The sequence below is a fragment of the Aeromicrobium changchenzhani genome, assembly GCF_057586615.1.
Map to the genome: position 1 here is coordinate 2198040 of NZ_CM172480.1, position 13179 is coordinate 2211218.

General features: G+C 61.9%; 16 protein-coding genes. 2 read left to right on the forward strand and 14 right to left on the reverse strand.

Going from position 1 to position 13179, the window contains the following annotated elements; genetic code table 11:
* Positions 1-77 precede the first annotated feature (77 nt).
* The 4 genes from lgt to trpC are packed head-to-tail and all read right to left on the reverse strand — an operon-like array spanning position 78 to position 3843.
* Entirely contained in the window at positions 78-938 is an 861-nt protein-coding gene (gene lgt / locus AC2YB9_RS11095; RefSeq protein WP_487265406.1) for a prolipoprotein diacylglyceryl transferase, read from the reverse strand.
* Between the two features lie 17 nt (positions 939-955).
* The gene (gene trpA, locus AC2YB9_RS11100; RefSeq protein ID WP_487265407.1) at positions 956-1771 is read right to left on the reverse strand and encodes a tryptophan synthase subunit alpha; all 816 of its coding nucleotides are present in this window, start codon (positions 1769-1771) and stop codon (positions 956-958) included.
* Entirely contained in the window at positions 1768-2976 is a 1209-nt protein-coding gene (gene trpB, locus AC2YB9_RS11105) for a tryptophan synthase subunit beta (protein WP_487265408.1), read from the reverse strand. The genes trpA and trpB overlap by 4 nt, the downstream gene beginning before the upstream one ends.
* 60 nt (positions 2977-3036) lie before the next feature.
* A complete protein-coding gene (gene trpC, locus AC2YB9_RS11110; RefSeq protein WP_487265409.1) occupies positions 3037-3843 on the reverse strand; it encodes an indole-3-glycerol phosphate synthase TrpC in 807 nt (268 codons plus the stop codon).
* Positions 3844-4027: 184 nt separating this feature from the next.
* Between trpC and AC2YB9_RS11115 the strand changes: the two genes are divergently transcribed.
* Both AC2YB9_RS11115 and AC2YB9_RS11120 read left to right on the forward strand, forming a co-directional pair.
* A complete protein-coding gene (locus tag AC2YB9_RS11115) occupies positions 4028-4501 on the forward strand; it encodes a DUF4190 domain-containing protein (protein ID WP_487265410.1) in 474 nt (157 codons plus the stop codon).
* An 81-nt stretch (positions 4502-4582) separates the two neighbouring features.
* Positions 4583-5062 carry a DUF4190 domain-containing protein gene (locus tag AC2YB9_RS11120; protein WP_487265411.1) on the forward strand — a complete coding sequence of 160 codons (480 nt, stop codon included), beginning with the start codon at positions 4583-4585 and terminating at the stop codon, positions 5060-5062.
* A gap of 6 nt (positions 5063-5068) precedes the next feature.
* On the opposite strand, the gene AC2YB9_RS11125 is transcribed toward AC2YB9_RS11120, so the two are convergent.
* The 10 genes from AC2YB9_RS11125 to hisH all read right to left on the reverse strand — a co-directional run bounded on the left by AC2YB9_RS11125 (position 5069) and on the right by hisH (position 13177).
* Complete coding sequence (locus tag AC2YB9_RS11125; protein WP_487265412.1) at positions 5069-5452, reverse strand: DUF2752 domain-containing protein; 384 nt, start codon at positions 5450-5452, stop codon at positions 5069-5071.
* Positions 5453-5487: 35 nt separating this feature from the next.
* Positions 5488-6072: an RDD family protein gene (locus AC2YB9_RS11130; protein WP_487265413.1), complete on the reverse strand. Its 585-nt coding sequence runs from the start codon at positions 6070-6072 to the stop codon at positions 5488-5490.
* A gap of 47 nt (positions 6073-6119) precedes the next feature.
* Positions 6120-6317: an HGxxPAAW family protein gene (locus AC2YB9_RS11135; RefSeq protein WP_487265414.1), complete on the reverse strand. Its 198-nt coding sequence runs from the start codon at positions 6315-6317 to the stop codon at positions 6120-6122.
* A gap of 40 nt (positions 6318-6357) precedes the next feature.
* The gene (locus tag AC2YB9_RS11140; RefSeq protein ID WP_487265415.1) at positions 6358-6936 is read right to left on the reverse strand and encodes a Trp biosynthesis-associated membrane protein; all 579 of its coding nucleotides are present in this window, start codon (positions 6934-6936) and stop codon (positions 6358-6360) included.
* Positions 6933-7271, reverse strand: coding sequence for a phosphoribosyl-AMP cyclohydrolase (gene hisI, locus AC2YB9_RS11145; protein WP_487265416.1), 339 nt, complete (start codon positions 7269-7271; stop codon positions 6933-6935). Before hisI ends, AC2YB9_RS11140 begins: the two co-directional genes overlap by 4 nt.
* Positions 7272-7313: 42 nt before the next feature.
* On the reverse strand, positions 7314-9134 hold the full coding sequence (locus AC2YB9_RS11150) for an ABC transporter ATP-binding protein (RefSeq protein WP_487265417.1): 1821 nt from the start codon (positions 9132-9134) through the stop codon (positions 7314-7316).
* Positions 9131-10954, reverse strand: coding sequence for an ABC transporter ATP-binding protein (locus tag AC2YB9_RS11155; protein ID WP_487265418.1), 1824 nt, complete (start codon positions 10952-10954; stop codon positions 9131-9133). Before AC2YB9_RS11155 ends, AC2YB9_RS11150 begins: the two co-directional genes overlap by 4 nt.
* Positions 10955-10958: 4 nt before the next feature.
* Positions 10959-11720 carry an imidazole glycerol phosphate synthase subunit HisF gene (gene hisF, locus AC2YB9_RS11160; RefSeq protein ID WP_487265419.1) on the reverse strand — a complete coding sequence of 254 codons (762 nt, stop codon included), beginning with the start codon at positions 11718-11720 and terminating at the stop codon, positions 10959-10961.
* 84 nt (positions 11721-11804) lie between these two features.
* Positions 11805-12524 (reverse strand): bifunctional 1-(5-phosphoribosyl)-5-((5-phosphoribosylamino)methylideneamino)imidazole-4-carboxamide isomerase/phosphoribosylanthranilate isomerase PriA, encoded by a 720-nt coding sequence (gene priA, locus AC2YB9_RS11165; RefSeq protein ID WP_487265420.1) that lies wholly within the window; start codon positions 12522-12524, stop codon positions 11805-11807.
* 20 nt (positions 12525-12544) lie between these two features.
* Positions 12545-13177 (reverse strand): imidazole glycerol phosphate synthase subunit HisH, encoded by a 633-nt coding sequence (hisH, locus tag AC2YB9_RS11170; protein ID WP_487265421.1) that lies wholly within the window; start codon positions 13175-13177, stop codon positions 12545-12547.
* Between the last annotated feature and the right edge of the window lie 2 nt (positions 13178-13179).

A 13179-nucleotide genomic window follows, 5' to 3' on the forward strand; every position in this document is an offset into this window, starting at 1 on the left:
CACGATCAGGCCAGTGGAGCCAGCATGCGTTTTGAGTTCCTCATCACCCGTGGCGCGAGAACTGCCCGATCATCGACCTATTCGGCGTTGGTGACGTCGGTGTCCTTCAAATTAGCGTCGGTGGCGTCTGCGTTTTCGGGCGCAGGATCCTTGGGCCGCTTCGCGATGAAGTAGGCCGTCGCGAGGATAAACAGGATGATCGAGGTCCAGTCGTTGAGCCGCAAGCCAAGAATGTGGTGCGCGAAGTCGATGCGCAGATGTTCAATCCAGAACCGGCCGACGGTGTAGACCATGACATACAGCGCAAACACGCGTCCGCCGGTCAGTCGGAAACGGTGGCCCAGCCAAATGATCAGCAGCGCACCGAGCAGGTTCCAGATCGATTCGTACAGGAATGTCGGCTGGAAGGTCGCATATTGCTCAAAGCCTTCCGGCCGGTGGATCGGGGCGATCTCAAGGCCCCATGGCTTTGTCGTCGGCTTGCCGAACAATTCTTGGTTGAAATAGTTTCCCCAGCGACCGATGGCTTGGGCGATCAAAATGCCCGGTGCGAGTGCATCGGCAACGTCGGCGAACTTCACGTCGGCACGCCGACAACCGATCAGAGCACCGACTGCGCCGAGCGCAATGGCACCCCAAATGCCGAGGCCACCCTCCCAAATCTTGAATGCATCAAGTGGGTTTTTGCCAGCGGTGAAATAGAGCTCCGGGTCGGTCGCGACGTGGTAGATCCGGGCGCCGACAATGCCAAATGGGATCGCCCACATCGAGATATCGCCGATGACACCGGGTTTGCCGCCCTTCGCAACGAAGCGGCGTTCGCCGATCCAGAGCGCAACAAGAGCGCCGATGATGATGCCGAACGCATACGCGCGCAATGGCACCGGCCCGAGATACCAGACTCCGTGGTCCGGGCTGGGGATAAATGTTGCGAGCATTCAGCGATCCTTACGTATCAGCGTTGTCGTTCGACACCGGCGCGGAGTTCCGCGGCAAGCCTACGCAGAGCATCCAGCCCTGCCGCTTCGTCCGGCGCATCCAGTAAACAGCGTACGAGCGCCGACCCAACGATGACGGCATCGGCGAATTCGGCCACATCGTGTGCCTGCTGGGCATTGCTGACGCCCAACCCCACACCGATCGGCTTGTCAGTGACGGTACGCAAACGGGCTACGAGCTCGGGCGCAAGGCTGCTGGTCTTCTCGCGCAGGCCGGTCACACCCATGATCGCAGTCGCATAGATGAAGCCACTGGCAGCCTCGGCGGTCATCGCGACGCGTGCATCGGTTGAAGACGGCGCGACCAAGAAGATCTGATCAAGCCCGTGCGCGGCCGCGGCCGTCGTCCATTCACCGGCTTCCTCAGGAACGAGGTCTGGCGTAATAAGTCCGGAACCGCCGGCTTCAACAAGGGCCGTTGCGAAGGCATCGACACCGAAGCGTTCAACCAGATTCCAATAGGTCATGATCACGGTCGGTGCACCGGCGTCCACGGCTGCGCGTACGACCTTGAACGCATCGGCCGTACGAGTGCCGCCGGCAAGCGCTTGTTCGGCGGCCGCTTGAATCGTCGGGCCGTCCATCACCGGATCGGTATAGGGCATACCAACCTCAACGATGTCGACGCCGCCCTCGACCAGCGCCTGGACTGCCTTAATCGAACCTTCGACAGTGGGGAATCCCGCTGGCAGATAGCCGACGAGTGCAGCGCGGTTCTCTGCACGGATCTCGGCGAGTCGGACGCTGAGCGCAGTCTCGCTGACAGCATTCATGCTTTATCGCCTTTCAACAGACCAAAATATTCGGCGGCGGTATGCACGTCTTTGTCGCCACGACCGGACAGGTTGACCAAAATTGTGGCGTCCGGGCCCAGCTCTTTTGCGATCTTCAGTGCTCCGGCGAGGGCATGCGCCGACTCGATTGCGGGGATGATGCCTTCGGTCTTGCAGAGCAGGTCGAAGGCCGCCATCGCTTCGGCGTCGGTTGCCGGTTGATAGGTTGCGCGACCAGTCTTGGCGAGATAGGCATGTTCAGGTCCAACCCCTGGATAATCCAGGCCTGCGGAGATCGAATGCGATTCAATCGTCTGGCCGTCCTCGTCTTGCAAGAGATAGGAACGTGCGCCATGCAGTACACCGACCTCGCCGGCGGTGATTGTGGCCGCATGCCGGCCGGTCTCGAAGCCGTCACCGCCGGCTTCGATGCCATAGAGCTTGACGTCAGCGTCGGGAATGAATGCGGTGAAGAGCCCGATCGCATTTGAGCCGCCGCCGACACAGGCAACCGCGGCATCGGGCAGCTTGCCGGTGAGTGCGAGGCATTGGGCGCGTGCTTCATCCCCGATGCCGCGGGTCAGATCGCGCACCATTGATGGGAACGGATGCGGTCCGGCGGCGGTGCCAAAGAGGTACGAGGTCGTGTCAACGCTCGAGACCCAATCGCGCAACGCCTCATTGATGGCGTCCTTGAGTGTGCGGCTACCGGTCTTGACCGATACAACGGTGGCGCCGAGCATTTCCATCCGGGCAACGTTGAGCGCTTGGCGTTGGGTGTCCAACTCGCCCATGTAGACGACACATTCAAGATCCAGGTAGGCACATGCCGTGGCCGCGGCGACTCCGTGCTGGCCGGCGCCGGTCTCCGCGATCGCACGCGGCTTGCCGATGCGTTTGGCCAGCAGAGCCTGCCCAAGAACATTGCGAATCTTATGTGCACCGGTGTGATTGAGGTCTTCGCGCTTGAGCAGGATGCGAGCGCCGGCCACTTCGGAGAAGCGCGTGGCGTCATACAACAGGCTCGGGATGCCGGCGTATTCGCGCAGCATCCGATCAAGTTCAGTCATGAACACCGGATCGGCCTTCGCCGACTCCCATGCTGTGGCCAGTTCGTCGAGTGGCGCTATGAGCGCCTCGGGCATAAATCGTCCGCCGAACGGGCCAAAGTGGCCGGACTCGTCCGGTTGTGTGTAGCTGGTCATACTAAACTCCTGAGGAAACAAGCCTTAAAAAATACTCGAACGTGAGTGAAGACCCATTTCTTACCATCGATGCTGGAGCGCAGGATGCGCACCGGCGGCAACGAGATCAGCGACGGTAGAACGCGGGTTGTTGTCCTTGACCAGCGTCTCGCCGACGAGGACGACATGGGCGCCCGACTTTGCATATTCAATGACGTCATGTGGCCCGCGGACACCGGACTCGGCAACCCGTACCAAATTGTTGGGGATCAGCGGGGCGATGCGCCCGAAGGTCGAGCGATCAATTTCGAGCGTCTTGAGGTTACGGGCGTTGACCCCAATGAGTTGGGCGCCAGCATCAACCGCACGCGACAACTCTTCCTCATTGTGGACCTCGACCAGCGGTGTCAAGCCGATCGACATCGCGCGTTCGATGAGGCTTTCAAGTGCCGATTGTTCAAGCGCGACCACCATGAGCAGCGCCATATCGGCACCGGCAGCGCGGGCCTCCCAGAGCTGATAGGAGGTGGTGATGAAGTCTTTGCGGAGCACCGGAACATCCACCGTTGCTCGTACGGCGCGCAGATCGTCAAGCGTCCCGCCGAAGCGTCGCTGCTCGGTCAGAACGCTGATCGCGGCGGCGCCACCGGCCGCATAATCGGCAGCAAGCGTCGCCGGATCCTTGATCGTGGCGAGCGCGCCTTTGCTGGGGCTCGAGCGTTTGACCTCGGCGATCACCGAGACGCCATCGGCGCGAAATATCGGCATCGGGTCAAGGGCAGGGTCCTGCTTGGCAGCCTGTGCCTTCAGGTCATCGATCGTCGTCGTTGCCTGACGGGCCGCGAGGTCTTCAGCCACGCCCGCGAGGATCTCATCGAGTACAGACACGAGACCTCCCCTTACAACGAAAATACATTTCAACAACGATATCCCGCGTCACATTTGTTCGGCCCGTGGCCCCGTCGGTGTGAGCGAGATCGCCCAAACTGGTTGACCGACATTCCTCCCCTGTTTTCGCGAACTGAGGACCTTCTGCAATAAGGTGTGGACTTCATCCTTGGAAAGGAACCCCGTGAGTCATCCCCCGCCCTATCCGGACGGTTCCGACCCGAATGACGACCTGCCAGGCTATGGGACGATGCCGGCGGGGAATCAGCCGAATCCGCCAAATCCAGGCATGCCCAGCGGGCCGAACCCCTTCCCGCCGAACCCCTTCCCGCCGGGCGGATTCCCGCCGCCAGGCGGCTACCCGCATGTCCCCACCCCGCAAGCTGCCAATCAGTCGGCGTTGTGGTCGATGATCTTGGGCATCGTCAGCATCCCGCTGATGTGCATGTGCGGACTCGGCGCCGTCGCCGGCATCGCCGCGATTGTTCTCGGTATCATCGCCAAAGGGCAAATTACCCAATCGGGGGCAATACAACCCAGCGCCGCACAAGCTGGCGCTGGACAGGCGCTTGCTGGCATTATCTGCGGCAGCATCGCCACCGCGTTCTCGCTGCTATATCTTGTCCTTTTTGGCATTGGCATGTTCGGTGGCTTTTGACATCGACGCCCAACCATCCGTCGCACCCTTCGAGCTGAGTGCGGCTTCCTTCTAAAATCATCAACAGAAAGTGAACCCTGCATGAGCAACCTGCCACCACCCCCGCCCCCGCCGGGCAACGAACCCACTCCCGAGGGCTATCCGGCGAGCCCAACGCCGCCGCATGGTCAGCCCCCCAACGCATACCCGGGCTTCCCGCCGCCTCCGCAGAACAACTACCCCAACTACGGCCAGCCACCGGTCGGGAGCTTTCCGGCTCCTGGCCAGCCCAGTGGAATGCCCAAGGGCAATCAGAAGGCCCTGTGGTCAATGATTCTGGGCATTCTCGGTTTTGTCTGCTGCTTCGGAATACTTGCTGGCATCCCGGCCATCATTTTGGGCTACCAGGCCAAAAACGAGGTCCAAGCCTCCGGCGGGCTGCAGACCGGTGAAGGTCAGGCCAAGGCCGGTATCATTATGGGTTGGATCGGCGTCGGGCTGACCATCCTGATCATCGTCGCGATCGTCGTTATCGGCCTCGCCGGCGGTTACGAAAGCAGTTCGCTCGACGGCAACTACTGAGCCGATTTAGGGCGCAAGCCATGAACCCCACGGGGTGTTGCGGAAGATCCCGAACGCAAAGATCAGGATCATCACCGCAACCCCTGTGCGGGCTCCAAGCGTGATCAATTGAACCCGTTCACCCCGCCAGCAGCGGGGAATCCACCAAATGAACGCCACCGCCAACACCGCGACAAGCGCGACGACAAGCACATTGCTCGACACGGCCGCGCCGATGTCGAACTTAGTTAAATCGTTGACCGCCCTCAACCCGCCGCAGCCCGGGCATGGATAGCCGGTCAGCAGCAGGAATGGGCAAAAGCCGTATGAGCCCGAGGAATGTGGGTCATAAAAGTGCAACAGGACCGCAGCGGACAACCCGGCCGCGCCAACGGCAATCGGAGCTCGCATAGACGCTCGGCGATCAAGCGTTCGGTCCATGACTGTCATGAATCGATGACGACCGTCCCGACAACCTTGTCGTGCCACGTCTGCTTGCGATCATCCCAGAGCGGCCACAGGTAGTCCAAGAAGCAAAGATTGCCGAGCAGATAGGCCATGATCCAACGCAGAAATGCTGTGCCGGTGCCCATGAATTGTCCGTTGTCCAGCCGGACCACCCGGATGTTGAGGGCCTTCTTGCCAATCGTCTGGCCGGTGCGGCCCTGCCGGAACACGGTGTTCCAGATTCCGAACGCGAAAGCTAGCAGGAAACCAACCACCATGATGATGATCCCGACTGCCAACGCGCCTGAATTGGTCACTTCGGTCGTCGTATAGCCATTCAGATCGGTGCTCGTCGACAATGATGTCACGAGCAGCGCCACGCCGATCCCAAACGGTATAACCATTATTGCGAACGTCAATAATCCGTCGACCACATAGGCACCGACCCGTTTGATCCAGCTCGCATACTGGCCGGCCGGCTGGATTGGCGGCGCCCCATACGGAGCTGCAGCCGGCGGCATCGGCGCTGCCGAATCACCTGGATAGCTCGGATACGGCGGTGGTGTTGCGTCGTACTCGGACATAACGTGGTCCCCGATCAGTTGGTGCGGTCGGTCAGTGTGCGAAAGATTCAGTGCTGAGCGCGGTCGATGCCCATGCCCGCGGCGGCCATAACCCAGCCGATCACACCGCCGAGCAGGAAGATGACGACGCCAATTGTGAATAGAGTCCAATTGGGCGTCGGGATCGTGGCGACGCCGGCCAAGGTGATGCCAGCAAGGCATACGAGGACGGCGGTCCAAGCAGCCGGTGAAGATCCGTGCGACATGGTGTGAGTTCTCCTTGTTCAACTGGGCGTGGGCATAAGACTACTGGGTGGGGTCGCGACCCTCATCCAATGCCTTCCAGATGTCAGATTCCGATTCATCATCGGTGGCCACCGTATGCGCGGTCGGCGCTTCGTATTTGCGTCCCATCGTGGGCCAGTCCGCACCGAAACGGGCAATTATCGTCCCGATCAGAGCAGCGGCGGCGAAGGCCAGTAGCGCAATCCACCGCCATGCACCATGGCTCACGTCCTGCGGCGTGTTGCTGCCAATGAAGGCCGGTGAATCGTGCACGGCCGAGGCCACGGCGGTATCGATCGCGCCGCTGGCACGCAGAATCGTAATGATCGCGATGATCGAAACCACGATGACGAGGATTCCAACCACACGGCGCACCCGAACCGATGCGGCAAGGACGGCGAGCGCGGCTGCCACGACCACGAGTGCAAGTGCTGGGACGAGCGGGACGGCGTCTGCCCCGGAGACCTTGAGCGGCGCGGGCGGAAGCCCCTTGGCCTGGATCGTTGCTGCCGCCCAGGTTCGTGAGGCGGCGAGAAACGCCAGCCCTCCGATTGCGAGCGTGCCAAGGACACTCGGCGCATACAGTCGGCGCGCGTTCACGCGAGTCGGTCCATATCAAAGCAGGTGTTGGCACCGGTATGGCAGGCCGCACCGGTCTGATCGACTACAACCAGCAGCGTGTCACCGTCACAATCGAGTCGCACTTCACGGACCGCCTGGGTGTGCCCCGAGGTTTCGCCCTTGACCCAGTATTCCTGCCGGGTGCGACTCCAATAGGTGCCCTTGCCGGTGGTTAATGTGCGCTGCAGTGCCTCATCATCCATCCACGCCAACATCAAGACATCCTTGTTGACAGCGTCCTGGACGACTGCTGGGACAAGCCCGTTGGGGTCGCGCTTCAGACGGGCTGCAATGGCCGGATCGAGTTCACTCACGTCGTCATTCTCTCAGGTAGGCGCCAACTCGCCCGCATCGTGTCAGCGGGTCAGGTCGATCGAAAGATTGGACTGGGCGATCCAACTGGCGTGCAAGCGCGCATAGACCCCTTCAACGGTAAGGAGCTCGGCATGGGTGCCGTCTTGGACGAGTCGGCCAGCATCGAAAACGAGGATCCGATCAGCGGTTTCGGCGGTCGACAACCGATGCGCGATCGTGACGCTCGTACGGCCGGACAATAGCTTGTCGAGCGCGCGCGTGGCGCGGAGTTCGGTCTGTGGATCGACGGCGCTGGTAGCCTCGTCGAGGACCAGAAAATCGGGGTTGGCGAGCGCCGAGCGGATCAGCGCAACGAGTTGACGTTCACCAGCGGACAGCGATTCGCCACGTTGTCCCACCGCGGTCGCAAGACCGTTTTGGAGCGTTTCGAACCAGCCGTTGAGTCCGAGATCCTCGATCGCTCGGAGCAACTGCGCATCGGTGGCGTCTTTCTTGCCGTAGCGGAGATTGTCGGCAAGCGATGAATCAAAGAGGAAGCCCTCCTGCGGAACCATGACGACATGGTGGCGAAGCGTGGCAAAGCCAATCGTGCTGATGTCGGTGCTACCCAGACGCACGGTCCCTTGGGTCGGATCCATAAGCCGTGTGAGCAATTTCGCAAACGTTGTCTTGCCCGATCCGGTCTCCCCGACGATCGCGATGCGTTGACGCGGCTCGATCGTGACATCGACGTTCTTGAGCACGTCGGGTCCACCCGGATAGGCGAAGACCACATGTTCGAACGTCGCACCAAGCGGACCCGGTTCGAGCAACGCTCCCCCAGCGCCTGGATCGACAACATCGGCGGGCGTGTCCAGCAATTCGATGACGCGGCGCCACGACGCGATCGCATTCTGCGCGTCGGTGATCACCTGGGTAGCGGTTTGGACCGGGCCGACGAACAGCCCAACCAAGAACGCGAAGGCGATGACGGTGCCCATCGACAATCCGCCGGCGACACCAAGGATGACGCCGATCGAGATGACCGCGGCATTCGCAAAGCCACCGGCCACGCCGGCCGAAGCGAAGGTCACGGCAACCAATTTCTGGGCTTGAACATTGGCCCGGAGGTTGCGGTCAATCCCCTTGTCGACGCGCCGCTGCGTGCGGGGTTCGATCGCATAGGCCTTAACCACCGAGGCACCGACGACAGGTTCGGCGATGACCGCAAGCAGTTCGCCCACAGTTCGCCGCACGATGTCATAGGCGCGGCTCAAGCGCTCGGCGAAGTACTTAAGGCTGACCGCCAGTGGCAGGAAACACAGCAGGACGACGATCGTCAACTGCCACGAGTAGTAGGCCATAATTGCGGCCGCGACAATCATCTGACCGATGCTGATGATGATCATGATGCCGGTGAATTGTAAGAACAGGGACACCTGATCGATGTCGGAGGTCACACGGGACACCAAGACACCGCGGCGTTCGGCATTCTGCGTGAGCATTGATAGATCATGCACGTGCCGGAACGCATCAACGCGGACTTCGGCGAGGCCGCGCTCGCTCGCGGTGAACAGTCGAACCCGCATCGCATACGCACAGACCGCCGTCAGAGCAATCAGAATGCCGGCGACCACCAGGTACGCGGTGACTTTGCCGGTGTCAATCGTTGTGCCTTCGCCGAGACCGGAATCAATAGTGACCTTGACGACGATGGGCACGACCGAACTGCCAACGGTGCTGAGGACCGCAAGCAGCATCGTCAGACCGAGCCCCTGCTTGATCGCCGGGGACATCGACAACCCTCGCCGGACGACGGCAAGGCCGGAGATCCGCTCAGTTTCCACGGTACTCATTGAGGCAGTGCCCATTGCGGTGCTCATTCGTGGGCCTCCCGTGCTTGGTCGTAGGCGTCCACGAGATTGCGATAGTCCTCGGACCGCTCGATCAACTCGGTATGGGTGCCGCGGTCCGCGATAGCACCATCGGCAAGGAACAACACCTCATCGGCCAGCGCGATGGTCGCCTTGCGGTAGGCGACGACCAGCACAGTCGGGCCGGTGCCGTCAGCAGTCTGCTCCGCCAGCGCACGCAGGATTCGTTGCTCAACATCTGGATCGAGAGCGCTCGTCGCATCGTCCATGACGAGCAGTCGCGGATGGCGTACGAGCGCTCGTGCCAATGCCAGGCGTTGCCGTTGGCCACCCGACAGGCTCGTGCCGCGCTCCCCCAATTCGGTACTCAGACCGTCGCGCAAGGCACTCACAAAACCGTCGGCCTGAACCGTTCGCAGCGCATCCCATACGCCGGCGTCGGTGATATCTGCGCTCAGCGTGACGTTTTCGCGCACCGAGTCATCGAACAGGAAGGTAGCCTGCGGGACAACTGCGACGGTGTTCGCGAGCGAGTCGTGGGTGAGGCCGCGCAGGTCCTCACCGCCAAGGCTGATGCTGCCGGTGATCGGATCCATCAGTCGCGTCAGCAGCGACGTGAGCGTGCTCTTGCCGCTGCCGGTCGCCCCGACCACTGCGACGACTTTGCCAGGCTCGAGGTCGAAGTCGATATGGCGCAGGACGTCGGCTGAGTCATCGTCATAGCGGAACGACAGGTCCCGAACCGACACCGCGACCGCGCCGTGGCCGGGAACTGCACCGGTGCCGTATTCCATCGATCCTTGAGCCTCAAGGACATTGCGAACTCGGTTCCAGCCAACGACACTGCGCGGCAATTCGCCAAGGACCCAGCCGATGGCGCGTACAGGAAAAGCGACCACCGTGAACAGGTAGGCGACGCTGACGACATCACCGGGATTGGCTGCACCGCTGGTCACGCGGCTCATGCCGATCAGGATGACAAGCAAAATGCCGATGTTGGGCAGGGCCTCCAGCAGCGGATCGAAGATGCTACGGATCCGGCCGATGGCGATATTGGCGTCGCGCAGTTCATCGCTGGCGACCTTGAAACGCGCCGTCTCGTCGGCTTCGCGACCAAGTGACTTGATCACCATCGCGCCGTCAAAAGACTCGTGTGCGACGGCACTGACCTTGCCGCGCAGTGCCTGCGCATGCGCGACCCGTGGGCTGAGCCATCGCTGGTAGCCGATGTTGATAATAAACAGCGCGGGGAAAACCACGAGTCCGACGAGGGTCAACACGACATCGGCAGCGAGCATCACGGCGACCGCGGCAACGAGCATCGCGATGACTCCGATCGCCATCGGGAGCGGCATGAACACTGCCCAGACCGCTTCGACATCGGCATTGGCGTTGGAGAGCAACTGGCCGGTGGGATGGCGGTGGTGCCAGGCCATCGGGAGCTGTAAATATTTACGGGTGACCCTGCGCCGGTAGTCCGCAATGAGGCGGTAAAACACGATGCCGCCGATGAGTCGGCGGCCGATAATGCCGAGCGCCCGCAGAATCGCGACGCTCATGAACAGCAGAACCGCAGCAACAAGTGCGCCCTTGGTCACTTCGCCACGGGCGAACGACGGCGTGATCACATGGTTGGTAGCCCACCCAAGGACCTTCGCATCGGCGACCGTCATGGCGCCGAAGATCACGCTGCCGATCACCGACAGCGTGAAGAGTTTCTTTTGTTCGCGGATCCCGCGGCCGAGCAGCGCCATGCCACCGGCGGTCGAGGGTCGCGCGTCCCCCAGATTGTCCGCGGCTGATTCGGGTGCGGTGGTGCTATCTGACACAGTTCTATCTGACACAGTGCCCTGCTGCTCGCAACGTCATCTTCACCTGTTCAATCGTCATGACGCCGAAGTGGAAAACACTCGCGGCGAGTACGGCATTGGCACCGGCCTCGATCGCTTGCGGGAAATGTTCGAGCTTCCCGGCGCCACCGCTGGCAATCAGCGGTACCTGTGTAACGCTGCGGACGGCCCGAATCATTTCCAGATCGAAACCATTTTTTGTGCCGTCGGCATCCATCGAGTTGAGCAAGATTTCACCGGCGCCGAGTTCGCCGACGGTGCGGGCCCATTCGACTGCGTCGAGTCCGGCCGATCGACGGCCGCCGTGTGTCGTGACCTCATACCCGCTGGGCTGGTCAGGACTGCGTCGCGCGTCGACACTGAGTACGAGCACCTGATTGCCGAACCGGCGGGAAATCTCACCGATGACTTCGGGTCGGGCGATGGCACCGGTGTTGATGCCAACCTTGTCTGCGCCGGCGCGCAGGAGCGTATTGACGTCCTCGGCGGTACGGACACCGCCGCCGACAGTCAGCGGAATGAAGACCTGTTCGGCGGTACGACTGACCACATCGAACGTCGTGTCGCGGGAGTCACTCGACGCGGTGATGTCGAGGAAGGTGAGCTCGTCGGCACCTTCGGCGTCATAGACCTTCGCCATCTCGACCGGATCACCCGCGTCGCGCAGGTCGACGAAGTTGACGCCTTTGACGACACGTCCATTGTCGACGTCGAGGCAGGGGATCACGCGGACGGCAAGACTCACTCAATGAGCCTATCGGGACGCGCCGCAGGACGCACGATGAGGGATTTGAACCGCCCAGCGACACCAAACCCTCATCGTTCGTCTCTAACGGACCGCGTCCAACGCTTCGGGCATCGTGAATGCTCCGGCATACAGGGCCTTGCCGACAATTGCGCCTTCAACGCCGATCGAGGTCAACGCGGCAATCGCACGCAGATCGTCGAGGCTCGACACTCCGCCGGAGGCAACCACCGGCTTTTTGGTCTGCTCACAGACTTGGCGAAGCAGATCGAGGTTCGGGCCCTGAAGGGTGCCATCTTTCGTGACATCGGTGACGACATAGCGGGCGCAGCCGTCGCGCTCCAGCCTTTCAAGGACCTCGAACAGATCGCCACCCTCTTTGGTCCAACCGCGCGCAGCGAGCGTCGTGCCGCGCACGTCGAGGCCAACGGCGATCCGATCGCCGAACTGACCAACCACCTTTGCGCACCATTCGGGATTCTCGAGCGCGGCGGTGCCAAGGTTCACGCGGCGGCAGCCGGTGGCCAATGCGGCCTCGAGCGAAGCGTCGTCGCGGATTCCCCCCGACAGTTCGACCCGAACGTCGAGCCGGCCGACCACCTCGGCAAGCAGTTCGCGGTTGGAGCCCTTCCCAAACGCGGCGTCGAGATCCACCAGATGGATCCACTCAGCCCCGTCGTTCTGGAAGAGGAGGGCGGCGTCGAGCGGCGAACCGTAAGCGGTTTCGCTACCGAGCTCGCCCTGGACGAGGCGCACAGCCTGTCCGTCGGCAACGTCAACGGCGGGAAGGAGTTCGAGGGTCACGCGGATGATGCTATCTGTCGTTAGAGCGTTGCCAACCAGTTGGTCAGCAGTTGCGCTCCCGCGTCGCCGGACTTCTCCGGATGGAACTGCGTCGCCCACAAGGGACCGTTTTCGACCGCTGACACAAATCGGTCGCCGGCATACTCGGTCCAGATGACTGCGGGATCGGGGAAGGCGCGGGCGACCTGGTGCGTCCAAGTCCTGACGCCGTAGGAGTGCACGAAGTAGAACCGTTCGTCCTCAATGCCAGCCAACATCTGTGTGGCCGAATCGGATTCGACGGTATTCCAGCCCATGTGCGGCAGGATCGGTGCCTGCAGCTTCTCCACGACGCCGTGCCATTGCCCACAGCCTTCGGTGTCCGTGCCGTGTTCGATGCCCTTGCCGAACAGGATCTGCATACCCACGCAGATGCCAAGGACCGGCCGCGAACCGGTCAGACGGGCGTCAATGATGCGATCGCCGCCAATCGCCTTCAGCCCGCGCATGCATTCAGCAAATGCACCAACTCCGGGTACGACGAGGCCGTCGGCCGAGCCAGCCACCGTGGCATCGGAGGTCAGAATCGCTTCGGCCCCGCTGCGTTCGACCGCGCGCACGACGGAGCGCAGATTGCCCGAACCATAATCGAGAACCGCGACGACCTTGGCCACCG